This is a genomic window from Arthrobacter sp. SW1, from assembly GCF_001766675.1.
Taxonomy (GTDB): Bacteria; Actinomycetota; Actinomycetes; order Actinomycetales; family Micrococcaceae; genus Arthrobacter.
In genome coordinates this window covers 132,146-157,148 of record NZ_MJLT01000067.1, presented here as the reverse complement: position 1 = coordinate 157,148, position 25,003 = coordinate 132,146, and the positions used below count along the sequence as shown (strand labels likewise).

Annotated in this window: 25 protein-coding genes; 15 read left to right on the top strand and 10 right to left on the bottom strand. The window is 68.3% G+C overall.

The genetic code is table 11. From position 1 onward, the window contains the following. Nucleotides 1–72 precede the first annotated feature (72 nt). The 8 genes from BIU82_RS17735 to BIU82_RS17700 form a co-directional block, all read right to left on the bottom strand. A complete protein-coding gene (locus tag BIU82_RS17735) occupies nucleotides 73–411 on the bottom strand; it encodes a hypothetical protein (protein ID WP_070350767.1) in 339 nt (112 codons plus the stop codon). 76 nt (nucleotides 412–487) lie between these two features. After that, a complete protein-coding gene (locus BIU82_RS17730; protein WP_070350766.1) occupies nucleotides 488–904 on the bottom strand; it encodes a helix-turn-helix transcriptional regulator in 417 nt (138 codons plus the stop codon). 9 nt (nucleotides 905–913) lie between these two features. Further along, nucleotides 914–1,873, bottom strand: a complete 960-nt coding sequence (locus BIU82_RS17725) for a DnaJ C-terminal domain-containing protein (RefSeq protein WP_070350765.1) — start codon at nucleotides 1,871–1,873, stop codon at nucleotides 914–916. Nucleotides 1,874–2,149: 276 nt separating this feature from the next. Beyond that, nucleotides 2,150–2,836: a nucleotide exchange factor GrpE gene (locus tag BIU82_RS17720; protein ID WP_070350764.1), complete on the bottom strand. Its 687-nt coding sequence runs from the start codon at nucleotides 2,834–2,836 to the stop codon at nucleotides 2,150–2,152. 2 nt (nucleotides 2,837–2,838) lie between these two features. Further along, nucleotides 2,839–4,698 carry a molecular chaperone DnaK gene (dnaK, locus tag BIU82_RS17715; protein ID WP_070350763.1) on the bottom strand — a complete coding sequence of 620 codons (1,860 nt, stop codon included), beginning with the start codon at nucleotides 4,696–4,698 and terminating at the stop codon, nucleotides 2,839–2,841. A 377-nt stretch (nucleotides 4,699–5,075) separates the two neighbouring features. After that, entirely contained in the window at nucleotides 5,076–5,972 is an 897-nt protein-coding gene (locus BIU82_RS17710; RefSeq protein WP_070350802.1) for a DUF817 domain-containing protein, read from the bottom strand. Next, nucleotides 5,965–6,765 carry an oxygenase MpaB family protein gene (locus BIU82_RS17705; RefSeq protein ID WP_070350762.1) on the bottom strand — a complete coding sequence of 267 codons (801 nt, stop codon included), beginning with the start codon at nucleotides 6,763–6,765 and terminating at the stop codon, nucleotides 5,965–5,967. Before BIU82_RS17705 ends, BIU82_RS17710 begins: the two co-directional genes overlap by 8 nt. 17 nt (nucleotides 6,766–6,782) lie before the next feature. Further along, entirely contained in the window at nucleotides 6,783–7,511 is a 729-nt protein-coding gene (locus BIU82_RS17700) for a TetR/AcrR family transcriptional regulator (RefSeq protein WP_070350761.1), read from the bottom strand. A 136-nt stretch (nucleotides 7,512–7,647) separates the two neighbouring features. Here BIU82_RS17700 and BIU82_RS17695 point away from each other — a divergent pair, with 136 nt between their 5' ends. From BIU82_RS17695 to BIU82_RS17620, 15 genes are all read left to right on the top strand, one after another. After that, a complete protein-coding gene (locus BIU82_RS17695) occupies nucleotides 7,648–8,589 on the top strand; it encodes an NAD-dependent epimerase/dehydratase family protein (protein ID WP_070350760.1) in 942 nt (313 codons plus the stop codon). A gap of 10 nt (nucleotides 8,590–8,599) precedes the next feature. Continuing rightward, the gene (locus tag BIU82_RS17690; protein WP_070350759.1) at nucleotides 8,600–9,094 is read left to right on the top strand and encodes a hypothetical protein; all 495 of its coding nucleotides are present in this window, start codon (nucleotides 8,600–8,602) and stop codon (nucleotides 9,092–9,094) included. A gap of 62 nt (nucleotides 9,095–9,156) precedes the next feature. After that, nucleotides 9,157–9,870, top strand: coding sequence for a hypothetical protein (locus BIU82_RS17685; protein WP_253182840.1), 714 nt, complete (start codon nucleotides 9,157–9,159; stop codon nucleotides 9,868–9,870). A 12-nt stretch (nucleotides 9,871–9,882) separates the two neighbouring features. Beyond that, nucleotides 9,883–11,187, top strand: a complete 1,305-nt coding sequence (locus BIU82_RS17680; RefSeq protein WP_070350758.1) for a phage tail sheath C-terminal domain-containing protein — start codon at nucleotides 9,883–9,885, stop codon at nucleotides 11,185–11,187. A 1-nt stretch (nucleotide 11,188) separates the two neighbouring features. Further along, nucleotides 11,189–11,680 (top strand): phage tail protein, encoded by a 492-nt coding sequence (locus BIU82_RS17675; RefSeq protein ID WP_253182839.1) that lies wholly within the window; start codon nucleotides 11,189–11,191, stop codon nucleotides 11,678–11,680. 1,196 nt (nucleotides 11,681–12,876) lie between these two features. Then, nucleotides 12,877–13,635 (top strand): hypothetical protein, encoded by a 759-nt coding sequence (locus BIU82_RS17665; protein WP_070350756.1) that lies wholly within the window; start codon nucleotides 12,877–12,879, stop codon nucleotides 13,633–13,635. Continuing rightward, nucleotides 13,632–15,137 carry a phage baseplate assembly protein V gene (locus tag BIU82_RS19980; protein ID WP_070350755.1) on the top strand — a complete coding sequence of 502 codons (1,506 nt, stop codon included), beginning with the start codon at nucleotides 13,632–13,634 and terminating at the stop codon, nucleotides 15,135–15,137. Before BIU82_RS17665 ends, BIU82_RS19980 begins: the two co-directional genes overlap by 4 nt. 32 nt (nucleotides 15,138–15,169) lie before the next feature. Beyond that, on the top strand, nucleotides 15,170–15,508 hold the full coding sequence (locus tag BIU82_RS17655; RefSeq protein ID WP_070350754.1) for a hypothetical protein: 339 nt from the start codon (nucleotides 15,170–15,172) through the stop codon (nucleotides 15,506–15,508). Then, nucleotides 15,505–15,948, top strand: coding sequence for a GPW/gp25 family protein (locus BIU82_RS17650; protein WP_070350753.1), 444 nt, complete (start codon nucleotides 15,505–15,507; stop codon nucleotides 15,946–15,948). The genes BIU82_RS17655 and BIU82_RS17650 overlap by 4 nt, the downstream gene beginning before the upstream one ends. Further along, on the top strand, nucleotides 15,945–18,572 hold the full coding sequence (locus BIU82_RS17645) for a baseplate J/gp47 family protein (RefSeq protein WP_070350752.1): 2,628 nt from the start codon (nucleotides 15,945–15,947) through the stop codon (nucleotides 18,570–18,572). Before BIU82_RS17650 ends, BIU82_RS17645 begins: the two co-directional genes overlap by 4 nt. Beyond that, nucleotides 18,565–19,098: a phage tail protein gene (locus BIU82_RS17640; RefSeq protein ID WP_070350751.1), complete on the top strand. Its 534-nt coding sequence runs from the start codon at nucleotides 18,565–18,567 to the stop codon at nucleotides 19,096–19,098. Before BIU82_RS17645 ends, BIU82_RS17640 begins: the two co-directional genes overlap by 8 nt. Next, entirely contained in the window at nucleotides 19,091–19,555 is a 465-nt protein-coding gene (locus BIU82_RS17635; RefSeq protein ID WP_070350750.1) for a hypothetical protein, read from the top strand. Before BIU82_RS17640 ends, BIU82_RS17635 begins: the two co-directional genes overlap by 8 nt. A gap of 1 nt (nucleotide 19,556) precedes the next feature. Then, complete coding sequence (locus tag BIU82_RS17630) at nucleotides 19,557–20,435, top strand: PASTA domain-containing protein (RefSeq protein WP_070350749.1); 879 nt, start codon at nucleotides 19,557–19,559, stop codon at nucleotides 20,433–20,435. After that, a complete protein-coding gene (locus BIU82_RS17625) occupies nucleotides 20,435–21,358 on the top strand; it encodes a PASTA domain-containing protein (protein WP_070350748.1) in 924 nt (307 codons plus the stop codon). The genes BIU82_RS17630 and BIU82_RS17625 overlap by 1 nt, the downstream gene beginning before the upstream one ends. A 49-nt stretch (nucleotides 21,359–21,407) precedes the next feature. Further along, nucleotides 21,408–22,628, top strand: coding sequence for a pyridoxal phosphate-dependent aminotransferase (locus BIU82_RS17620; protein WP_070350747.1), 1,221 nt, complete (start codon nucleotides 21,408–21,410; stop codon nucleotides 22,626–22,628). 15 nt (nucleotides 22,629–22,643) lie between these two features. Here BIU82_RS17620 and BIU82_RS17615 read toward each other — a convergent pair whose 3' ends face one another. Beyond that, the gene (locus BIU82_RS17615; RefSeq protein ID WP_083292412.1) at nucleotides 22,644–23,483 is read right to left on the bottom strand and encodes a hypothetical protein; all 840 of its coding nucleotides are present in this window, start codon (nucleotides 23,481–23,483) and stop codon (nucleotides 22,644–22,646) included. A gap of 90 nt (nucleotides 23,484–23,573) precedes the next feature. After that, nucleotides 23,574–24,887, bottom strand: a complete 1,314-nt coding sequence (locus tag BIU82_RS17610; RefSeq protein ID WP_070350746.1) for a hypothetical protein — start codon at nucleotides 24,885–24,887, stop codon at nucleotides 23,574–23,576. Nucleotides 24,888–25,003 lie beyond the last annotated feature (116 nt).

Sequence of the window (25,003 nt, the reverse complement as noted above, 5' to 3'; positions counted from 1 at the left end):
AATTCCCCGCCGTGTTTGGCAGGGAATTTTCCGTTTGCCGGGGATTTCCGGCTCTTCAAGAACGTAAGGGCGTTACGCGCCCGAGCAGACCTGGCTGAACTTGGCGCCGGCCTTCTGGTATTCCTCGGTGAGGCCCTGGAGCTTGCCCTCGTCCGGGTGCTCCTTGGCGGATTCGTCAGCGAACGCGAGGAGCGCTTCAAGCGACGGCTGCAGTTCATCCGAGGACACGGCCTCGAGGGGGCGAAGGGCGTTGGCGATGCGGTTCATGGACTGCTTGCCGGAACCGGTTTGGCCGGACACAACAAGGTTGAGGCGCTCGCAGGTTTCCTGCGTGGACAGCTTCGGCGCGGTGCATGCGGAGGCCGAGGCAAGGAGCCCGGCGGCGAGCAGAACAGTGGTGAGTTTTTTCATGGTCCCTCAGTTGTCGGTTTGAGTCGATTGTACGCAGACCACCTGAAAGGAACCGAAGCGAAGGCCGCACGGCCCCTCAGTCGCGAGGCCTCCACACCACCACGGCCTGGGACCGCGGGCGGGGGCGCTGCCCGCGGGCCAGGCTCACGACGTCGCCCGCCGCACCCGCGGCGAAGATCCGAGCGTCCAAGGGATCCCGGCGTCGGGCAAGCTCCTCGGTCAGCTCCGCCACGCGGTGCTGCAACGCAGCCACCTGGTTCTCAAGCTGCATGATGCGCTTGATGCCTTCCAGCGAGACACCCTCCTGGGAGAGCCGCTGCACCTCGCGCAGGCGGTCGACGTCGCGCTGCGAATAACGGCGCGACTTTCCGGGCGCGCGGCTGGGCGAGACGATGCCCAGGCGGTCGTACTGGCGCAGCGTCTGCGGGTGCATGTCAGCCAGCTCCGCCGCCACGGAAATGACGAAGATCGGCTGGTTGACGTCGATACCCATGGCTGGCTCCTACAGCCTGGCCTTGGCGGCCAGGTCCTGGCGCGGATTGGCGTCCGCCGTCGCCTCTGCGAAAGCCTTGACGGCCTCCTCCGCGTCCTTCGGCAGGTTCTGGGGAACGACGACGTCGACCGTCACCAAGAGGTCGCCCGTCGCCTTGGCGGTGTGGACGCCGCGGCCCTTGACCCGCAGGGTGCGGCCCGAGTTGGTGCCGGCCGGGACACGGAGCTTGACGTGGCCGCCGTCGAGCGTGGGGACCTCGATCTCGCCGCCCAGCGCGGCCTCCGGGAAGGTGACCGGGACGTGGACGCGGATGTTGTCGCCGTCGCGGGTGAAGAAATCGTGGGGCTTGACGTTGACCGTGATGATGAGGTCGCCGTTGCCCGCGGGGCCGGGGTTGCCCTTGCCGCGCTGCCGGACTTTCTGGCCGTCCTTGATGCCGGCGGGGATCTTGACGTCGATCACGTTGCCGTTGGCTTCGCGCAGGCTCACCGTGGTGCCCTGGATGGAGCCCTTGAAGGAAATGCTGGTGGTGGCGGTGCGGTCCGAGCCCTTCTGCGGGGCGCGCTGGAAGCCGGCCGGGCCGCCGAAGCCGCCACCGAACAGGTCCGCGAACTCGGGCGGGATGCCACCGGCGCCCGCGGGCTGCCGGCCGCCGCCGAACAGGCCGCCGAAAAGGTCCTCGAAGCCGCCGTTGCCGGCACCGCCGTGGCCGCCGGGCGCGAAGCGTGCGCCGCCGCCCATGGCACGGATGGCGTCGTACTGCTGGCGCTCCTCGGGAACGGACAGCACCGAGTACGCCTCGGAGATGTCCTTGAACTTCTTCTCCGCGGCAGCATCACCGGCATTGGTATCCGGGTGGTACTGGCGCGCCAGCTTGCGGTACGCCTTCTTGATATCAGCGTCGGACGCGTCCTTGGCGACACCAAGGATCGCGTAAAAATCCTTCTCAACCCAGTCCTGGCTGGCCAAGTGTGTGTCCTTTCTGTTGCTGCTTACTGTTGCGCTACGCAGAGCATAGGCCCCCGCCCCTTCGCGTGGGCGGCTCGGTCCTTACGGACCTGAGCCGCCCACGCTTCGGAAGGCCCGATGCCACTCCCGGGGCCTATGCTCTGCTCCGCGCTTCGCGGTCGGCTCACCTTGGGCGAGCCCCCGGCTGAGCGCGGAGCCGGATATAGGGCGGCGGTGTGGAGGGCACCGCGAAGCGGGCACCGCCCTATATCCGGCGAAGCGCCTGGTGAGACGACGCTAAGCCGGCACCGACACGATGACCTGTGCCGCACGCAGGACGCGCTCCTTGGAGCGGTATCCCGAGCGCAGGACCTGGCTGACGGTGTCCACCTCGATGTCCTGGCCCGCCTGCTGGATGAGGGCCTCGTGGATGGTGGGGTCGAACTCCACGCCGGTGGCGTCGATCCGTTCCAGCCCGTAGGTCTTCAGCGCGTTCTCCAGCTTGGCGGCGATGGCGGCAAAGGGGCCGTCTTCGAGGTCGCCGTGCTGGCGGGCGGCGTCGATGTCGTCCAGCACCGGTAGCAGGGAGTTCAGGACGCCGATGACGGCCATTTCCCCTGCGACGGCGCGGTCGCGCTCAACGCGCTTGCGGTAGTTGACGTACTCGGCCTGCAAGCGGAGGAGGTCGTTGCGCAGTTCCGCGGCTTCGGCCTGGGCCGAGGCGCCGGTGGCCACGGACTCTTCAGCCGGAACCTCGACGCCGTTGAGGATCTCCTCGGCCTGGGACAGCGCATCGCCTTCGGTCTCGACAGGCTCGACCACCGGAGAGGCAGGCTGACCGGTCTCGACAGGCTCGACCACCGGGGAGTCCTGCTGCGGGTGCCGGGCGGCACCGGTCTCCGGGTCAACCTTGCGGTTGTCCCGGATGACCGGCTTGCCCTGCTCCGAACCCGAGTGCTCTGATTCGTTGCCGTGGTGGGGCATGGTTACTTCTTCTCGTCTTCGTCGATGATCTCGGCGTCGACGATGTCCTCGTCGTCAGCCTTCTTGTCACCGGCCGGAGCTGCACCTTCGGCGCCTTCGGCACCGGCGGCCGCGGCCTGCGAGTAGATGGCTTCGCCGAGCTTGGTCTGCGACTGCTGCAGCTTCTCGAACGCCGTCTTGACGGCGGCGTCGTCGGTGCCTTCCAGTGCGGACTTGAGGGCGTCGACGTCGGCCTTGACCTCGGTCTTGACCTCTTCCGGCAGCTTGTCGTCGTTTTCGGACAGCAGCTTCTCGATCGAGTAGGCGAGCTGCTCGGCGGAGTTGCGGGTGTCCGTGGCTTCGCGGCGGGCCTTGTCCTCGGCAGCGTGTGCCTCGGCGTCGGCGACCATGCGCTCGATGTCTTCCTTGGACAGTGCGGTGCCACCGGTAATGGTCATGGACTGTTCCTTGCCGGTGCCCTTGTCCTTGGCGGAGACGTGCACGATGCCGTTGGCGTCGATGTCGAAGGTGACCTCGATCTGCGGGACGCCACGCGGAGCCGGGGCGATGCCGGTCAGTTCGAAGGTGCCCAGCGGCTTGTTGTCGCGGGTGAATTCACGCTCGCCCTGGAAGACCTGGATGGCCACGGACGGCTGGTTGTCGTCAGCGGTGGTGAAGGTTTCCGAACGCTTGGTGGGGATGGCCGTGTTGCGCTCGATCAGGTGCGTCATGACGCCGCCCTTGGTTTCGATGCCGAGGGAAAGCGGGGTGACGTCGATCAGCAGCACGTCCTTGCGCTCGCCCTTCAGGACACCTGCCTGCAGGGCTGCGCCGACGGCAACAACTTCATCCGGGTTGACGCCCTTGTTGGGCTCCTTGCCGCCGGCCAGTTCCTTGACGAGCTCGGAGACGGCGGGCATGCGGGTGGAACCACCGACGAGCACGATGTGGTCGATGTCCGAAACCTTGATGCCGGCTTCGGCGATGACGTCGTGGAACGGCTTCTTGGTGCGGTCCAGCAGGTCCTTGGTGAGGTCCTGGAACTTGGCACGGGTGAGCTGTTCGTCCAGGTGGACCGGGCCGTCCGGGGTGACGGAGAGGTACTGGAGCGAGATGTTGGTGCTGCTGGAGGAGGAGAGTTCCTTCTTGGCCTGCTCAGCGGCTTCGCGGAGGCGCTGGAGGGCGATCTTGTCCTTGGAGAGGTCGATGCCCTTGACCTTCAGCTGGCCAAGCAGCCACTCGACAACGCGGTTGTCCCAGTCGTCGCCGCCGAGGCGGTTGTCACCGGCGGTGGCGCGGACCTGGATGGTGGAGAAGCCGTCTTCGTCCTTGCCGACTTCCAGCAGGGAGACGTCGAAGGTGCCGCCGCCGAGGTCGAAGACGAGGATGAGTTCGTCTTCCTTGCCCTTGTCCAGGCCGTAGGCGAGGGCGGCCGCGGTGGGCTCGTTGACGATGCGCAGCACGTTCAGGCCGGCGATCTCGCCGGCTTCCTTGGTGGACTGGCGCTCGGCGTCGTTGAAGTAGGCCGGAACGGTGATCACGGCGTCGGTGACCTTTTCGCCGAGGTAGCTTTCGGCGTCGTTCTTCAGCTTCATGAGGATACGCGCGGAGATTTCCTGCGCGGTGTACTTCTTGTCATCGACGCTGATGGTCCAGTCGGTGCCCATGTGGCGCTTGACCGAAGCGATGGTGCGGTCGATGTTGTTGACGGCCTGGCGCTTGGCGATTTCGCCGACCAGGACTTCGCCGGACTTGGAGAAGGCAACGACGGACGGCGTAGTGCGGCCGCCTTCGGCGTTGGCGATAACGGTGGGCTCGCCACCTTCGAGAACAGAGACAACGGAGTTGGTGGTTCCGAGGTCGATACCTACTGCACGCGACATGTACTGCTTCCTTTCACTGCTTTCGAGGACTTCCGCTGACCGCGATCCGGATTGGAACCGGCTAGTTGAGCGTTCTGCACTCAACTGTACTCTTGAGCGAAGTTAAGTCAATCCAAAGTTGAGTCTAGTTCGCTCAACTTTGGGTTTTGGAGTCCCGGAAGCGCGGAATGACGCGGGTTCCGGGGGCGTTTCGCCTTGGGAGAACGGGCCCGACGGCGGCAGTCGGCCGGGGTGCCGCGCGGCGGGTTCGCAGGCGCCGCCGTCGCAGGGCTATCCAAATCGATGATTCGCTTCGGAAACGTTGTTACCCATCATCGTTGGTGAAGGGAACCATCGAAATGGGCACGGACCCGCGGCGAAGCCGGACCCAGCACGCTTCAGTCGGAGCGCTTCGCCTTCGCGGGCAGCCGGGCCCCGGTCAAACCTTCCTCCGGCGGCAGCGGCTTGTACACCCAGGCCACCAGCACCACGGAAATGATCATCAGCAGGAACCAGGACAGCAGCTTGTCCAGCGACACCAGGTGCCAACCGTTCAGTTGGCTCGGGTAGAGCCAGGCGTGGGACCAGGTGGCGATGTTCTCGGCGATCCAGATAAACAGCGCCACCAACAGGAACGCCGCCAGCAGCGGCATCCGGAAGCTGCGCCGGAACACCCGGAAGTGCATCACGCAGCGCCCGAACACCAGGATCACGGCAGCGAGCAGCACCCAGCGGAAATCGAAGATGTAGTGGTGCGAGAAGAAGTTCACGTAGATGCCCAGCGCCACAAGCGCCGTGATCCAGCGCCGCGGATACCGGGCGAAGCGGAGATCGAACAGCCGGTAGACCCGCACCATATAGGACCCCACGGCGGCGTACATGAACCCGCTGAACAGCGGCACGGCACCCACCCGCAGCACGCCGTCGGCTTCGTAGCTCCAGGACCCCACGTCCGTCTTGAACAGCTCCATCACCGTTCCCACCAGGTGGAACAGCACGATCACCCGGAGCTCGCGGAGGGTCTCCAACCGGGTGGCCACCATGACTACCTGGATCACGACGGCGGCAAGCGTCAGGAAGTCATTCCGGGCCAGCGCCGCGCCGTCCGGATACCACAGCCGGGCCCCGAAAATCACGGCCAGCAGCAAGGCACCGAAGATACACGCCCACGCCTGCTTCAGCCCGAAAACCAGGAACTCCGCCAGCTTCCAGCGCAGCCCCCCGGCCGGCGCCCGTTCCAGGAAGCGGTGCGCCCGCTCATCAAGGAACTGCTCGACGGCGGTCAGGCTACGCATGGATCCGGGCAGCATGGATCGGGGCAGCATCGATCCGGGCAAGGTAGTACTCCTTGGGCCAGTGCCGGACGCGGCGCGGCAGCCTCGGATACACGGCAGCCGTCACGCGGAAAGCACGCTCGAAGCGCCGCCGTCGCCGGGCACTCCACGGCAGCCCGTACGCTTCCCGAAGGGTTTCAGGAAGCAGGCCGGCGGTCAGGAGCCGGGCCAGCGGCATGACCGCGCGCAGCCACAGCGGCCCGGCAGATGGATGCAGCAGCTCGTGCGCCACACGCAAGGCATGCGGCTCAGGCGCCAGCGCCGCCAGGCGCCCGTCCCAATACTCCGCGAACGCCTCGCGGTCCGCCGGCCAGAGTTCCTCCGGAAGCTGCAGGGCGGTGCCGATCCGCGCGTACTCGCGGTACACGCGGTCTGCCGCGCCGCCGTCGAGCGTTCCATAAATCCGCTCGTAGACGGACACGGCGGTCTCGTAGAGGGTGGCAGCGACCCAGAGCTGGGCGTCGGGATCGAAGGCGTTGTAGCCGGGCGATGCGGCGTCCGGTCCGCGGCGGACCGGCGCGTGGGCGCGGTTCACGGCGCGGCGGACGGCGGCCAGCTGCTCGTCGGTGCCATAGATGACGGCGTACACATAGCCCATGGTGGCGGCGAGGCGGTCCAGCGGGCGCTCGGCGAAGTTGCTGTGTTCGGCGACGCCGCGGCCCACGGCGGGATCGGCGATCTGCAGCAGGATGGCGCGCCCGGCTCCGGCGAGCAGCACGGCTTCCGCCCCGATGTCTGCCAGCCCGCGAACCATGCAGCCACCCTACCGGCTCAGGCCAGGCCGACGGTCCCGGCCAGCACCCCCAGCTGGTGCGCAAACAGCTCCTCGCGGGCTTCGAAAGTATCCGCGCCGTACTGCCCGAACACCTCGAAACTGACCGCCCCGAACAGGGACGTCCACACGAGCACTCCGCGCGCCACCAGCTCGTCCGGCACCTCCAGCCCGAGTTCCGAGCGGATCGCGGCAAGGTCCGCGGCCAGTGCCGGAGGAACGACGACGGCGGGTCCCGGCGGGGCGGCCAGCGCACCGGCGCGGTGTGCGGCGTCGAAGTTGCGGACCAGGCGGAGCACCACCCGAGTGCCGGGCACGGTGGTCCGTTCGCCCGGCGCCTGGTACCCGGGCACGGGGCTGCCGAAGAGCAGTGCGTAGCAGGCGGGTTCGCGCAGCGCCCAGGCCCGGACGGCACGGCCCAGGGCGTGGAAGCGGCCGGCGAAATCGTCCTCGGGCAGGGCGTCGACGGCGGCGTCCACGGCGTCGCCGAGCTCGTTGTAGGCGTCAATCAGGAGAAGGGTGAGGAGTTCGTCGCGGCTCTGCACATAGCGGTAAACAGCGGAAGACACGACACCGAGGTCCCGCGCCACCGCACGCAGGGAGAGGGCCGCTGCACCGTGGAGGGCGAGGTGTTCGCGGCCCAGGCGGACGATGTCAGCGATGGTTTGGGCGCGGGCGCGCTCGCGCGGCGTGGGAGCTTTGGCGGTTGCTTGCTTGGCGGCGGGCATTCCCCCAGCATGCCACATCTGAGAGCAGCGTCAACAAAAGAGAGCACTGCTCTTGACTTTACTCCGGAAGGCGGTCATTCTGATTTCAGAGAGCACTGCTCTCATAATTCTCCAGCAAATCCAAGGAGCCTTTGCCATGACCACCACGTTCGCAGTCACCGGAGCCGGACCCGTCGGTTCCACTGTCGCCCTCCAGCTCGCCGGACAGGGCCACCGGGTCCGCCTGCTCACCCGCTCGGGCTCCGGCCCGGAACATCCGCTGATCGAACGCCGGACGGCGGACGCCTCCGATCCCGCGCAGCTGGCCGAAGCCTTCGACGGGGTTGCGGCAGTCTTCCACTGCATCCACGGCTCGGCCTACGCGGTGAAGGCCTGGGAGGCCGAACTCCCCCGCGCCGAGCGCACTGTACTGGACGCCGCCGCGGAGGCGGGCGCCGTCGTCGTCTTCCCCGAAAGCCTCTACTCGTACAGCGAGCCCGGCAGCGTGATGCGGGAAGACAGCCCGCGCGCGGCGGTGGGCGGCAAGCGGGGCGTGCGCACGGCGCTGCTCGCGGCGCGGAAGGCGCACCGGGCGGACACCGTGAGCGTGGTGGCGGGTGATTTCTTCGGCCCGCGGGTCCGCACCTCGCACGCCGGTGAGCGTATGGTGCCGGTGCTGCTGAAGGGGAAATCAATGCAGGTGATCGGGCGGGCCGACCAGCCGCATTCCTTCACCTACGTGCCGGACCTCGCCGCCGCGATGATCCGCGCCGCACAGCGCCCGGAGCTGTGGAATTCGGTGCTGCACGCCCCCACCGGCCCGGCGCTCAGCCAGCAGGAGCTCGCGACGGCGTTCACCACCGCCGCGGGGCTGCCCGCCGTGAAGCTCGGCGCGGTTCCAGGATGGCTGGTCAAGGCGATCGGTGTGGTGTCCACGGACATGCGGGAGCTCGCCGAGATGCTCTACCAGTTCGAGCGGCCGTTCGTCATGGAGTCATCGGCGAGCCAGGCGAAGCTGGGGCTCGAGCCCACACCGCTGGCCGCGGCCGCCGCCGAAACCGTTGCGTGGTGGCGGACGGAGGCGGATGCCCGCAGCTAAACTCGGGCGCATGACGCTCCCCGGCCGGCAGGCCCAGCCCGATCCACAGGCCCGGACCGGCCGGCAGGCCCGCAAGGCCCTCGCCAGGAAACACCTCGACCGGAAGATCCGCATCCGGCTGCGGCTCTACGCCTTGCTCTTCATGGTGCTGCTGGGGGTTGTCGCGGTGGAGCTGGTGGTGGTGGGCGCGTGGGCCATCCTGCCCGTGCTGGCGTGCCTGGCCGGCGGAATCGTTGCGGGGCGGATCGCCAGCCGGATGTTCCGGCTCGAATGGGATTCCGCGGCCAGGAACGTGGTGGGCAAGGTGGACGTCATAGGCGGCGTGATCCTGCTGGCGTACATTGCGTTCACGGTCTTCCGGGGCAGGATCGTGGGCATGTGGGTTCCGGCCAGCATCGCCGGGATGTGCAGCCTGGCCGTCCTTGCTGGCGCGATGTTCGGCCAGGTGCTCGGCACCGTGGGCGGCATCAAGGACCTGGTGGAACGGCTGCGCTCCCCCAAATGATCCTCAAACGAATGGATATACCCGCAAAACCCAGTGACTGACGGCCGGTCCCGGGAGTACCCTTGTGCACATCCGCTGTACTGGACCACCTTGTGGACTGGGGTGTCACCGTGGGTGTTGTGCAAGCTTCGCTGACCGGGCTGCTCGGGATACTGTCGGACGCCGTCTCGCCTGCGCGGGTTCATTTGGAGGACGACGGCGAACCCTCCCCTGGCGGCGCGCCCCCGGACGCTGCGGTCACTGTCCGTTCGGTCGCACTGAACCGTGTGGGGCGCTCCCGGCGGAACGGCCCCTTGTTGGACCTTGAACTCAAAGTAGCTGTCGAAACCCGCGGCCGGGACTGCCTGGCCCTCATGGAACAAATGCTGCTGGCCGTGGAACGCCACAGCCAGTACTCGATCGTCTCCACCGGTGAGTTCGAACCCGGCGAATACACCGCAAGCATCCGCGACGGCCTGGGCTTCCTGGTCCGTGTTCCGGTGTCCCTGGCCTTCGAAGAACCATCGGGCCCGCCCGTCCTGGAACCGCTCATCGCCGAAACCATGGTGGCGCGCAGGATCCACGGCCGGCTGGTGGACATTCACAACAAAGGCATCCCCAACGCCTACATCCGCGCGCATTCGTCCGTCACCGCCGTCGTCAGCGACGCCACCGGCCACTTCGAGGTCCTGGCCTCCGCGGACGAACTCCAGCACTTTGCCGTGGCGGTCCGCGGCAAGGAACGTGAAATGTCAGCAAGCACAAGCAGCCTGCCGGTCACCATCCGGTGGGAGTAAAGGGAGCGCACCATGGCGAACTACCTGGCGCCTGGAGTGTATGTGCAGGAAGTGCCCAGCGGTGCCCGCTCCATCGGGCGGACCAACACCAGCATCGCCGGGTTCGTGGGCGTGGCCCCGGATCCCTTGGCGCACCTGGATGAGGCACGCGTCCTGGACAACTGGACCCAGTTCGTGGACCAGTACGTAGGCAACGCCACGCAGGGAACGCCGCTGTCCAACGCCGTCTTCGGTTTCTTCGCCAACGGCGGCGGCCGCTGCTACGTGGTGAACATCGGCACGGGCGGCAGCCTCACCGGCACCGCCCGCAAACCCACGGGCCTGGCCCTCTTCGAAGCGATCGACGACATCTCCATGGTGGCCGCCCCCGGCTACGCCGACGCCGATTCCTACGCCGCCCTGCAGGCCCACGTTGAGCACCCGCTGCGGCAGGACCGCATGGCGATCCTGGATACCGTGGAGAAAGTGGACGACGTCGGAGCGCTCACCCGGGCGGCGACGTCCGGTGTGCCGGACGAACCGGAGCCGGAGGAAGCTGAGGGGGAGGGCGGCTCTGAGGCGCCCGGCGATTCAGGTGACGCGCCCGACGGCGGCCCGCACCCGGCGTCGCCGGCACCGGCTGCTAGCCGCGCCACCGGCGAGGACGCCCTCGGCGCCCCGCAGTCGCCCGGCGGGTACACGGCCTTGTACTTCCCGTGGATCGTGATGACGGACCCGGTGTCCGGCAAGAAGGTGACCCAGCCGCCGTCGGGCCATATGGCAGGGGTGTGGGCGCGCGTGGACGGCAGCCGCGGCGTGCACAAGGCGCCGGCCAACGAACCCATCCAGGGCGCCTTGGACCTGGTGCGGCGCGTGAGCCGCGGCGAACAGGAGGTCCTCAACCCGGCCGGCGTGAACTGCATCCGGTACTTCCCAGGCGAAGGGATCCGGGTGTGGGGCGCGCGGACCAAGGCGCCCGAAGCCAGCGAGTACCGCTATATCAACGTGCGCCGGTTGACCAACATGATCAAGGAATCCGTGGCGGACGGCACCCGCTGGGTGGTGTTCGAACCCAACGACCACACGCTGTGGAAGTCGATCCGGCGCGACATCGGCGCGTTCCTGAGCAATGTGTGGCGGGACGGCGCTCTGCTGGGCACTACCCCGCAACAGGCCTTCTTCGTGAAGTGCGACGAGGAAACCAACCCGCCGGAGGTCCGCGACGCCGGCCAGGTGGTCACGCTGATCGGGATCGCGCCCGTGAAGCCGGCCGAGTTCGTGATCTTCAAGCTCATGCAGTCGGCCGACGCCACCGAGACAGAAACCGCAGGAGCCTGAGATGAGCATGCAGCCAAGCACCCCCGCCCCGGCCGCGCAGCCCGGCAACGTGGTGGACCCCTACCGCGCCTACAACTTCAAGCTGGTCATCCAGGGCGTGGTGCAGGGGCACTTCACCAAGGTGGAAGGCCTGGGCATGAAGATCGACCGCATCCTCTACCGCTCGGGCGGCGAAAACAGCACGGTGCGCGTCATCCCCGGTCAGGTCGAATACACGCCCGTCACCCTCAAATACGGGCTGACGGATTCCACCGAAATGCTCCAATGGCTCTTCAAGGCGGCCAACGGGCAGGTGGAGCGGCGCAATGTGTCCATCGCCATGCTCAACGACGCCGGTTCCGTGGAAGTCCGCCGCTGGAACCTGCTGGGCGCCTGGCTGTGCGAGTGGTTCGGCGCGCCCCTCGACGCTCTCGGCAAGGACCTGGCCATCGAATCCGTGACCATCGCCTACGACCGCCTGGAACTCGACGATGCCCGCGCGCCCGTGGCCTGACGGTTCCCGGTGGCCTGAGGGTTCCCGGCGTTCCGGCGGTTTGCGGCGGAGCCTGGCCGGGCGGCTTCGGGCGCTTGCCGGACGGATCGACCCTTCCGAGCCGGGCTCCGCTCCTGGCCAATCAGCGGGCGGCTCTCCTTCGAGGACGGTTTCTTCTGGAACAGAAGGCCCGACGCCGGTCCGCACCTTCGACCTCGACGGCGCACCCGAGCACTGGGTGCGCTTGTTGCGCGACGCCGGGCTGGTCGCGGAAGAGCGCGATGCGCCTGATGCGCCAACCGTCGAAGTGTCCGCCGTCAGGGGGCGCTTTGGACTTCCCAGGCTGCGAAAGGCCGCCCTGTGGCCCGCTATCCCACGGGATCGGGCCCCGTCAGCACAGGCAAAGAGCCCTACGACGGCAGCCCTCTTCGCCGTGCAAGCCGACACCGCGCAAGCCGACACTGCGCGACCTACCCTCATGCAAGCCACCCATGAGACCAGCAGCACTCCGGCGCCCCCAACTGCGGGGCCCGCCCTCCGTCCAATGACGCCATCATTCGACGCAGGGCGGGCCCCGCAACCCCAGGTCCAGCAGGAGCAAGCCACGCCGGCCGAGCCACGCCCGGCGTTGCACCTGCACCCACGTCACCGCCGAACTCCCCCGGCTGACGCTGTCCCTCCCGCTGTTCCTGGCCAGGTCACTGTTCCCACCCCGGCCTCTGCCTCCACACGGGTCCCTGCCGGCAACGGGACCACCCCACGAAACGAAGCCACCCCCGTTGCGGGGCCTGCTCTGCGTTCTTCGGAAGGTCCAATGAACGCAGGGCAGGCCTCACAACGCAGCGCCGGGGAGGTGCCCGCGCTTCGGCTTCGCATACCGCGCCAAGGAACCACGTCCCAAGCTGCGCCAGGCGAAGGCCCCAACCCACGCCACGCACCCGAAACCATTCCCGTTGCGGGGCCTGCTCTGCGTCCTTTGGCCGCACCACAGCACGTAGAGCAGGCCCCACAACGCAGGGACGCAGAGGAATCCCAGCCCCACCCCCAAGGCCACCCCAGCAACACCGACACCACAACACACCCCGCCCCGAAGCCCGCCCTCAGCGGCCAATGGCCCGAGCTGGCCCCACGCCCGCATAGGGAACCCCGGCCGAACAACCTCGAACACGCCATGGCCCGGTCCGCTCGGCTGATCCTGGAACAGCAGGCGGTGTGACATGGAGCGGGTGGCGTTCCTGATCGAGGACACCGGAGAGCACCTGGGCTGCCTGCTCAACCCGGAGACGGTGGTGATGCAGCGCAACGCGGGGGTGGAGCCGCGGCGGAGCGCGGGCGGCAAACTTACCGGGAGCGGCCTCGCGGACGATCCCCTGCTCTTCACCGGCGGCGGCCACACCGAGCTGCGCCTGGACCTGCTGTTCGACGTCGACCTCGCGCCGGCGTCGCTCAATGTCCGGGACGTGCGGCAGATGACCCGGCCCATCTGGGCGCTCGCGGAAAATTCGGCGGAGGTGGAGCGGCAGCGCCGGCCGCCGTCGGTCCGCTTCGTCTGGGGCAGGGCGTGGAACGTGCCGGGGATCGTCACTGAGGTAGCGGAACGCTTCGACCGTTTCGCCCCGGACGGCTCGCCGCTGCGTTCCTGGATGCGGCTGGTGTTCGTGCGGGTGGGCCAGGCCGCGGATGAGGAAGGCGGCGAGAACTACGAGCTCGCCCGCCGCCTGCCGCCGGTGGACCTGACGGCCCCGCCCGTGGACACCCTTCCGGTGACCGGCGACGGCGGCACGGACCGGGACGCGTTGGCCCCCGACGGCGGTGAGCCGCTTCCGGAAGTCCCGCCGGGCGAGTTGGGGCGCCTCAGCCTGCAGGCCTTCGGCACGCCGCTGCTGTGGAAGCTGCTGCTGGAGTACAACAACATCGACGACCCCGCGCATTTCGCCGGCCCCTTGGCCGTACCGCCGATGGGTGAAACGCCATGAGGCAGCTGCAGGGGCTTCCCGAATTGATCGTCACCCTCGGGCGGCGGCGCTTGTCCGCGGCAGACACCGCTGCGATCGTCTCAGTCCAGATGCTCAGCACCTTGGCCCGCCCTGCCCAGTGCCTCATCAACTGGCGGCCCGGGCCCAACAGCAGGAGCATCGACCCCGCACCCGGAGACGCCCTCCGCGTGGAGCTGGGTGGCCGCCGCACTCCCCTCTTCACCGGCGAGGTCACTGTGGTGGAACGCAGCTACGGCGCCGACCTGTCCCAGGAAATCCGGGTCCGCGCCTACGACGCCCTGCACCGGCTCCGGAAACGCCAGTCCACCCGGCTCCACGAAGACGTTGAGCTCGCCGGCCTGGCCCGGACGCTCTGCGAAGGAACCGGCCTGCAGGTGAGCGGGGGTTCGGCCAAGCTGGGGCAGGTGTACCAATGTGCGCGCTCCGACCTGTCCTTGCTGGTGGAGCAGTGCGCACGCGTGGGCGTGTACCCGGTGGTGGACGGCGATACCCTGCGCCTCACCACCTTGGCCGGCGAGGGCGAGCCCGTGGAGCTGGACCTCGGCAGCAGCCTGCATTCGGCGGAGATCGAGCTCAGCCAGGAGCCCGCCTACCTGGGCGCCCACACCGCCGGGTGGCACGCGGGCGACGCGGAAGCGGTAGAGGGTTCGGCGTCGGGCAGTGACGCGAAAGCCGGGGTATCCGCGGACCCGGCCCTGGCGAGCGTGGGAGCGGGCGGGGACCTGCTGCGCGGCAATGAAGCCTTCGCCTCCGGCGACGTGGCGGATGGACTGGCGCAGGCGGAGCTGGATGTGCGCGTGGCCGGGCAGGTCAGCGCGGTGTTCGTGGCCGACGGCGATCCGCGCCTGCGTGCCGGCGGCCGGGTCAGGGTGCGGGGCGTGGCGCCGTCGCTGGAAGGAACGTACACGGTGGCCTCGGCCACGCACCGCCTGGACAGCAGTGGCTACGAAACCACCATCACCACCCGGCCGCCCGAAACCCCGCCGCCGCGGCAGCCGGATGTGTTCACCCTGGGGGTGGTGGCCGACGTCGACGATCCCGAAGAGCGCGGCCGCGTCCGTGTGCGCTTGCCCGCCTACCCGCCGCTGGAAAGCGGCTGGGCTCCGGTGCTGGGCGGCGCCGCCGGCCCGGGAAAGGGCCTGGTGCTGCCGCCGGCCCCGGAGGACACCGTGCTGGTCCTGCTGCCGGCCACGGACCCGGTGCAGGCGATCGTGCTGGGCGGCCTCTACGGCCGGGAGCGCACTCCGGACGCCGGGGTGAACACCGCGCGGGAGAGCCGCTACACCTTCCGTTCCGCGGACGGCCAGCAGATAGTGCTCGACGGCGGAGCCCGCACCGTCAGCTTCACGGACGGCCACGGCTCCACGGTGGAGCTGGGGCCGGAGAAACTGCGGATCACCGCGGCCGCGGACCTGGTGCTCGAAGCGCCGGGCAAGGCCATGAAGATCCGTGCCAAGACCGTCGATTTCGAGGAGGCCTGATGTGGGGGTGCCGGCGGTGAAAGTCTTGGACGATGAAAATTCTGACTAAGGAAGCCATCCTGCGCTGCGGGCACGACGGCAAGGTACAGAACGTCCCCTCGCAGGAGTGGGTGCGGGTGGCGGGCTCGCCCGTGCTGGTGGAAGCCGATCCCGTGGGCCGGGACATCTCCATGTGCCCCAATGTGTCGTTGAACTACAAGCCCTGCCAGAAGACGCTCCCGGTGCTGAAGGGGTATTCGACGTTCATTCGGATCGGCGGCAAACGGATGTGCCTGGACACCGTGGAAGGGTTCACGGACGGCACCCCGCCCGGCGCCGTGAAGTACACCGTCCGCCGGCCGGGCCAGGAATTCGTGGAGGCGGGATCATGAGCGCCCCCAGGTACAAATCGGTGGCCTTCGTGCATCCGGACTTCGACGCCGCCGTCGGGCTTTCCGGCCTTAATCTCACCCCGGACGGCAGGCTCGCCACGGTCACGGACGCCGCCTCCGTGCGGCAGGCCCTGCTGCTGCTCCTGAGCACCCGGCCCGGCGAGCGCATCAACCGGCCCACGTACGGCTGCCACCTGTTCAGGCTGGCGTTCGCGCCCGCGGACGACACCACCGCCGGCCTGGCCATCCACTACGTGGCGCGGGCCGTGGAACAGTGGGAGCCGCGGATCACGGTGCTATCCCTGGATGCCTCGCGCTCGCCGTCGAGCCCGGAGCTGCTGGAGGTCCGGCTGCGGTACCGGGTGCGGTCCACCCAGCAGGAGGACGAGCTGGCCATCACCTTGCCGGTTGAATCCGCCGGATCAGGAGGCACAGCATGAGCATTCCCGTGCCGAACCTGGATGACCGCAGCTTCGCGGAGCTGGTGGCCGGCGCCCGCGAGCGCATCCGGCAGATCGCCCCGGACTGGACAGACCTGTCCGTGCACGATCCCGGCATCACCATCCTGGAAGCCTTCGCCTACCTCACGGACACCCTGATGTACCGGCTCAACCGGGTGCCGGAGAAGCTGTACGCCGTGTACCTGAACCTGCTCGGCACCAGCCTCTACCCGCCTGCCAGCGCCGAAACCATGCTGGAATTCACGCGCCTCGCCAGTTCGGGTGCAGCAAGCGGCGGCGCCGCCCCGGAGATCCGGATTCCGCGCGGCACCCAGGTCAGCTGTCCGCCCGGCGTGCCCGGGACTCCGCAGCCGGTATTCACGACGACGACGGCCGCGGTGCTGCCTGCCGGCCAAGCCAGTGTGCTGGTTCCGGCCGCCGATGTCACCTTGTACGACGCCGTTCCGATCGGCACGGGGACGGGCCGTCCGGGGCAGAGCTTCGTGGTGCCGAATGCGCCAATTGTGTCCGGGGCTGGTTTGTCGGTGGCGATCGAAGTGCCGGCTGGAACCCGGCTCAGCAGCGGCGAGGCCGTGCTGGTGGACGGCAAGCCGTTCCGGTACTGCCGCGAGGTGGAGGCCTTCGCGGACGCACGCCCCGGGGAGGTGCCGGTGCGGATCGACCGGAGCGCCGGCGTCGTGATGTTCGCGTGGTGGGATGAGGGCGCGAGTTCGCCAGAACATCCTGTTGTTCCCGGTCCCGGCGCCGAAGTGCGGGCCTGGTACCGCGGCGGCGGCGGGCTGCGCGGAAACGTGGGCGCCGGGCAGTTGACCGTGCTGCGGACCCCACTGCCCGGGGTCCGGGTCAGCAACCCGGAGCCGGCCACGGGCGGGCGCGACGGCGAGGCCCTGGAGAACGCGCTCCGCCGGGCACCCCAGGATTTCCAGGCCCGGGACCGCGCCGTCACGGTGCGGGACTACGAGGTGCTGGCCATGCGGCACGGCGGGGTGGCCCGGGCCCGGGCCTTCACCCGGAAGGAACTGTGGGCCTTCGCGAAACCGGGCGAGGTGGAGGTGGTGCTGGTGCCGTTCGTGCCGGGCGCCGGCGGCGCACAAGGAACGCCCGTTACCGCCGCCGAGCTCGCGGCGCACGCCCGCGGCGAGGTGCGGGACGACGTCGAACGCTACCTGCGCCGCCGCTCCACCGTGGGCGCCGAACCCGTGGTCCGCTGGGGCCTGTACAAGCAGGTGCTGGTGGATGCGCGGATCGTGGTGCGCCCGGACGAGGACGCCGACGCCGTCAAAGCCCGTATCACCGCGCGGCTGGCCGAGGGGATCAGCCCGTTCGGGCCGGAACCCGGAGGAGCGGGCAGCTACGGCTCCGGTTTCGGCAAGCCGCTGCGGGTCTCCAACCTGTACCGGGCAATGGAGGAGGCCGAGCCCGGCGTGCAATACGTGGACCGGGTGCGGCTCGAAGTGGACAAGGTCCCGGACAGCGATGCCATGGGGCTGGTGCAGGCCGAGGGGCAGGACAACACCTGGTTCGTAGCCCAGGACGGGCTGCTGTTCCGCACTACCAATGCCGGGGACGGCTGGGAGGCGTGCGCCGAATTCCACACGGACACCTCCGCGGAAACGGTGCGGGCCATCGCGCCGTTCCGCTCCCCCGCACCGGGACGGTCCGCCGTCGGGCAGCATCCGGGAATGGTGGCTGTCAGTACGGTGACGGGCACGTCGTCGCGGATCTACATCAGCGAGGACCTAGGCGAGTCCTGGCGGCGGGCCGCGGAACTGGGATTCGTCGTCGCGGACCTGTGCTGGGTGGACCGGCAGGGTGCGCCGGTGCTGCTGCTGGCCGGCGAGCGCGGGCTCTACGAACTTCCACTGGGCGAAGGCGCCATCCCGGTGCAGAACGTGGTGGACGCCGCGCAGCCGGACCGCGGCTTCTACGCGGTGGACGCGCTGGTGGACGTGCGCGGCCGCACGGGCGTGGCGGTGGCGGCCGAGGCCTCCGCCGGAGTGTGGCTCTCGCCGGACGCCGGGGCGGCGGGCAGCTTCACGCAGGTCAAGGCCGCCGGGGAGGACATCCGCTGCATGACCGTGCAGTACGACGGCGGCGCGAGCTACCTCTGGCTGGGCCGTTCCGTTCCGGAAGGCAGCGGCACCGGCTGTGTGCGGCTGAAGATCGACGAACTGGCCCGCACCGACCTGGACACCCTGAAATCGGCGTGGGAGCAGTTCGGCGCGGGCTGGTCCGGCGGCAGCTGCTGGGGCGTGCACGTGATGGGCAACGCCGCCTACGCCGCCACGCAGAGCGGCGGCGTGCTGCGCCTGCAACTGGGCCAGGCGTCGCCGCAATGGAGCACCCCGGACGTGAACTGCGGGCTGCCCCTGCGGGACCGCACCCGCTTCGAGCCGGTCCGCGCGGTCTCCGGGGCCGTGCGCGACGACGGCACGCAACTCCTGCTGGCGGCCGGGCCCAAAGGGATCTACCGCAGCACGGACAACACCGCGTCCTGGGCGAGCTGCACGCGGCGGCTGGTGGACGATGTGGTGACCCTGCCGGACACCTGGCTGTTCTGCTCCGGCGCGCACCGGATCGAGGTGGTGCACGGCCATGGCTGAGTTTGATTTGGGCGAATCCCGCCTCCTGCGCGTACTGCCCGAGGTGTACCAGGTGGCGGCCGAAAGCAGCCGGCCCCTGCAGGCCCTGCTCGCCGTGGCCGAGGACCTGCACCGCCCCGTCCGCGAGGTCCTGGACCGCCTCCCTGCCGTGCCCGATCCGGGGCGCTCGCCGTCGTCGCTCATTCCGTTCCTGTCCCGCTGGGTGGACCTGGACTGGCTCACCCTGCCCGGGCCGGAAGCCAGCGGAAGCGCCTCCGCGGGGATCCCGGTGGCGCGGCAGCGGGACCTGATCGCCAGTGCCGCGGGCCTGTCCGCGCGGCGCGGTACCGCGGACGGCCTCACCCGCTTCCTGCACCTGGCCACGGGCGTGCCCGGTTTCGAGGTGGTGTCCGAGCCCGGGGCCTTCCACATCACGGTACGCGTCCCGGCCGCGGCTGCGGGACAGCTGGAGCTGGTGCGGCGGATCGTCAAAGGCATCAAGCCGGCCCACGTCACGGACGCGATCGAGGTGATGGCAGGTGAATAGCGGGAACCGCACGCCGATCATCGTGGTGATCGCCTGTGCCGTCGTGGCGGGCCTGGTGCTGTTCCTCGGAATCGGTTTCGGGGGCGGCAACGACGACGCCGCGGCCGACTGGCAGTCCGGCTTTTCCGGGATTGCGGCGGGCGGCGCACTCACGACGGCGGACCTCGCCGCCGCGGGCGGCTCCTGTTCGGCGTCGGGTTCCCAGTTGACGGTCGCCGGAAGCTGCACCTTCACCGTCCGCGAATTCGGCGGACTCTTCGGACCGCCCACCAAGCGGGCGCGGCTGCTGCCGCAACACGCCGTCGTCGTGGTCCTCGAGGTGGAAGGCACGCGGAGCGAGCGAACTGCCGGGGCCGGGGACACCGTGAACCTGACCTTCGGCACCGGCGGCGGGACCTTGGGGGTCCGCTGCGGAGCTCTTGGAACCTGTCTTTTGAACCTGGCGGAGGCGGACTGACATGGCCGGCATCACCCTTACCCTCAGCTCCCCCACCGTGGAGCTCAAGGACGGCAAAGGCTCCCTGACGGCGTCGGTGACCAACAGTTCCGTGGAGCCGGAGCGGGTGGTGCTCGGGGCTTTCCCCGCACAGGCCGGCGCTCCTTCCTACACGGTTGTGGACGAGCCGCTGCGGACCCTCGGCCCGGGGGCCACCGAGCAATATCTGGTGTCCTTTGACACCACGGGCGCGGCCCCCGGCAGCTATCTCGTGAAGCTGATCGCGTACTCCGCGGACGACGCCCCGGAGGACTACGCGGACCAGGCGCACGTGGTCACGCTGACGGTTCCTGCGGCCGCCCCGCCCCCGCCGCAGCGCGGCTTCCCGTGGCTTTGGGTGATCATCGGCGGCGTGGTGCTGCTCCTGGCGATGGGCGGCGTGGTGTGGTTCCTGCTGCAGGGCAGCGGCGGCAACGTGCCGGATGTGCGGGGCAAGCAGCAGGCGGAGGCCGCACGGATCCTCATCGACGCCGGGTTCTCGATGGGCTCCACCGAGGTGGTCAGCAACGAGGCTCCCGGCACGGTGGTCAGCCAGAATCCCGAGGCCGGTGGCACCGCGGCGAAGGGAAGCACGGTGAGCGTGGAAATCGCGCGCGCGGCGGACATTCCCGTGCCCAATGTGATCGGCCAGCGCCGCGAAGACGCCGAACAGGCCTTGTTGGAGGCCGGTTTCAGGGTGGCCGTGCAGGAGGTGCCCGGCGGCGCGGACTTCGGCATGGTGAAAGGCGTCCTGCCGGAGGTGGGGACTCCGCTTCCGCGCGGATCACAGGTGACGCTGCAGGTGGCCACCCTGCCGATCATCGGGCTCGGACTCCTCCCGGGCACAACAGGAGGTCTCTGATGGGCACCATCACCATGACCCTGAGCTCACCCACGGTGACGCTGAAGGACGGCAAGGGCTCGTTGACCGCGTCCGTCACCAACGGCACCGGGGCCTCCGCCCGGGTGGTGCTCGGCGCGTTCCCCGGTGGCTCCGCTGCCGAAACCTACACGGACATCCCGGACCCGCTGCGGACCCTTGCGGCCGGCGCCACCGAGCAATACCTCGTCACTTTCGACACCACCAAGGCGGCGCCCGGGAGCTACCCCGTGAAGCTGATCGCCTATTCGGCCGACGACGCACCGGAAAACTATGCGGACCAGTCCCGCGTGGTGACGCTCGAGGTGCCGCCCCCCGCGACGCCGGCCCCGACTCCCGGGTTCCCCTGGCTCTGGGTGATCATCGGGGGCGTGGTGCTGCTCGCCGTCGTCGGCGGAGTGCTCTGGTTCATGTTCAAGGACGCGAGCGTCCCGCCTGTGGTGGGCAAACCGCAGGCCGAGGCGGTGCAGATCCTCAAGGACGCGGGCTTCGGGACGGCGGTCACCGAGAAGGAAAGCGCGGAGGCCGCCGGCACCGTTCTTGCACAGGAGCCCGACGGCGGCCGGACCGTGGGGCGCGGATCCACCGTGACGTTGGAGGTGGCGGTGCCCGTGAAGAGCACTGTGCCGGTCCTGGTGGGGACGACGATCGAAACGGCGAAGTCCCGGGCGGCCTCCGCAAAGATCCAACTGGACGTGAGCCAGGGTTCCGGGTGCACCTCCTCGCAGGGCCTCCTCAGCAGGTGCGTGGTGCTCGGCGCCACCCGCGACGCGGGCGAGAAGGTGCCGCCCAACACCTTGGTGCTGGTCAAGACGGAGCTGCGGGATATCAGCTCGCCGGTCGATCCGAAGGTGAACGTCTGCAAGATCCAGCCCCAGCTCTGCGAATTCAAGCTGAACCAGTAGGGCGTGCGTAATTCTCGGCAGAGCGGGCGGCGCCATGAAAAGATCAACCATGCGTCCGATGCAGCACTCCAGCAAACTCCAGAACGTCCGCTATGAACTCCGTGGCCCGCTCCTCCAGGCGGCCAAGGCCATGGAAGCGGAAGGGCACCGGATCCTCAAGATGAACCTCGGGGACACGGCGCCGTTCGGGCTGGAAGCGCCGGAGTCCGTGGTGGTGGACATGATCCACCACCTGCGCGGTGCCCAGGGCTACAGCGATTCGAAGGGCATTTTCTCGGCCCGGACCGCCATTTCGCAGTACTACCAGACACAGAACCTGATGACGATCGGCGTCGAGGACATCTTCATCGGCAACGGCGTCAGCGAACTCATCTCCATGACCCTGCAGGCCTTCATGGAGAACGGGGACGAGGTCCTGGTGCCCGCGCCGGACTACCCGCTGTGGACCGCCGCCGTCACGCTGACCGGCGGAACACCCGTGCACTACCTCTGCGATGAGGAGCAGAACTGGTGGCCGGACATGGCGGACGTCGAAGCGAAGATCACCTCCCGCACCCGGGCCATCGTGATCATCAACCCGAACAACCCCACCGGCGCCGTCTACCCGCGGCACATCCTGGAGCAGTTCGCGGACCTGGCCCGCAAGCATGACCTCGTGCTGTTCTCGGACGAGATCTACGAGAAGATCCGCTACGAGAAGGCCAAGCACATCCATACCGCGGCCGTGGCGGAGGACGTCTGCGTGCTCACCTTCAGCGGCTTGTCCAAGGCGTACCGCATGCCCGGGTACCGTGCCGGCTGGGTGGCGATCACCGGGCCGCACGCCGCCACCGCCGAATACCGCGAAGCCCTGGAACTGCTGGCGTCGCTGCGTTTGTGCGCCAACGTTCCCGCGCAGCACGCCATCCAGACCTGCCTGGGCGGGTATCAGAGCATCGAGGAGCTCATCAAGCCCGGCGGCCGGCTGCGCGAACAGCGCGACCTCGCCTACAAGCTGCTGACCGCGATCCCCGGCGTCTCGTGTGTTCCAGCAGCCGGCGCCATGTACCTGTTCCCGCGCCTGGACCCCGAGATCTACCCGATCGAGAACGACGAGAAGTTCGTCCTGGACCTCCTGCAGGACCAGAAGATCCTGGTCTCGCACGGCACCGCGTTCAACTGGCCGACGCCGGACCACTTCCGTTTCGTGATCCTGCCGGCGGAGCGGGACATCGAGGAAGCCGTGCGCCGGATTTCGACGTTCCTGGCGGCGTACCGGGCGCGGGTTTAGGGGTCAGCTTCCGCCTCAGTCCCCCGCCGCGCCGCTGACCCGCAGGGCATTGATGATCGCCGGGATCGAAACGATCAGCATCACCAACGCCCAGACCAGGGCCACGATCACGGTGATGAGGGCCCAGAACTGGTCGCCGATCGATACCAGCGGTCCCGGCAGGAAGCCGTGGATCACGCCGAGCACGATCTGCATCACTACGGACGCCACCAGGAGGACCACAAGGCCGGTGACCTTGAGGAACTTGGGTTGGCTCAGGATCAGCAGGACCGCGAAGACGGCTTTCAGCAGGAGGAGCAGACCGAGGATCGCGGCGGCCTGTCGGGTGGGGAAGCTACCCCACAGCGCCAGGTAGGCCAAGGTCCCGAAGGGCGTGGCCACGAACAACCCGAACATCAGGAACAGCTTGGCCATCGCCAGCATGGCCGCGAAGAACGCGCCCACCACCCACAGGAAGGTGACGATCAAGGTGACGATCCCCTGGATCCTGCCGTAGACCCGCAGCTCCATCATCAGGCTGAGGCCGAGCATCACCACAGTGAACAGCAGCAAACCGTCCAGGAACGCAAGGAACGCGATGCCCGTTCCGGGCGGATCGGCGTCGGCTTTCTGGGTCTTGAGGAAGACGTCGAGCGGGACGCCCAGTTTGGCTGCTTCGCCAGGCTGGACGGGTTCGACGGCGGTCCCGCCGAGCAGGAGCGACATGCCGATTTCCGCCAGGACCGCGAGGGCAAACACCACGACGGCGGCGATGAAGAAGGGTTTGCGGAGAGCCTCTGGCGAGGGGCCGTCACGCAGCGCGCCGGTACCAGTGATACCCGGCAGAAAGCCCGGACCCCGCCTCCCTGCGGCCATGGATCAATTGTGGCCAGAGGCAGGGTTTTTTGGAACTGGTTCCGGGAAGGTCTTGCGTGGCGATGCGGTTGGTCCAGCAGGATGTGCGGGCTACTGTTCCTTGGACTCTTCGGTACGGAGCCAGGCACGGCCGTGGCGGTAACGGACAGCGGTTCCCGTCAGGCCAACGGGTGCAAGGTCGATGGTGTCGAGGATGCCTTGTTCGGAAGGTGGGATGGAGTCCGGGTCTGTCCAGCCTTGCATTTCACCCTCATCGGGCTTGCGATGTTCGGCAGCCCTTTCCTTCGGGCTGACAGCATCCATTTTCGAGCCGTCCCGGAATACCTGGATACCGCCGAAGACGTGACCCGCAAATCCGAGCAGACCCCCTGAGTCTTCGTAGGGCAACGCCGGATCGTCGGGCAGCTCCGAGTTGTTGTCCCACGGCCATTCAGATCGCGCCAGCCTCCGGAACTCGTCATGGCTCAGTCTGTTCAAGGCATCGATTCCATGGACAGGACAGTAATCGTTGGCCGGTAATGCGTCTCCGTCCCAGCCGTCATCATCCGGCTCCCGCCGGGCGGCCTCTTCACGACAGGTGCACTCGGGTTCTTGGCTGTCCAACTTTTTCAGACGGCCCCCAAAGGACGATTCGGACGGGAAGGCCCAGACCGGTCCGATCCCGTCCGGGACCAGCCACACAAAGGCGCACGCCTGCTGCCAAACCCGCCGATGCCACAGGGTGCGAACGGCAAACAAAAGTGCCAGCAGGGTTGCAAGCAATCCGAATACAGGTGGAACGGAAGCATAGACACTGCCCTCGGAAGGCCGATCGATCGCCCGCGCCGCTGTCCACTCAACAGCGAACCAGACCCAGAACACGACTGACAGTGCAACCAGCCCAAGAACTGACCAGCGTTCCAAGCTGAAAGCCCGGCGTTCAGAAGCCAGTGCATTGTCACCGAGCTGGATCCGGGTTCCGTCACTCAAGCGAAGGGCCAGTCTTCGGATCTCCTCCAATTGAGCAAACCCCTGGCGAAGTTGCAACACAGCCAACGCACACGCCAGCCCTAGGCCGATCACCCAGACAAAGGCAGATGGCGCAGCACCTCCCACGGCCAAAACAGAGCAGGGAAGCAGTATGACGGGGAGAAAGTAGACAGCATTCCGGCCCAGGCTCCAGCCTCCAACAGCGAACATCGACGCAACAACCAGAGTCGTTGTCACTAGAACTGACATTGGGTGAAGCGACTCTTCCCATGACGGGGCCGCGTCGTCCCATCCCGTATCGGCCACGAACGCCCCGCCCACGGTCAGCAATCCCAGCAGCCACGCCATCAGCGTCGGGCGCACACCGGACCGGCGCCGGGGCAGGGAGGCCCACTCTTCCTTGCTCGGCCGGATCAGCTCGCGAACGTTTTGCATTGGACAATCCTGCTGGACGCCAGCCGTTGCGCGTAATCAAAGCCGTAATCGGCCACCCTTAAACAAGAGTGCCCCGCCCGGCATGACACCGTGCGGGGCACTCGACATCAAGGACA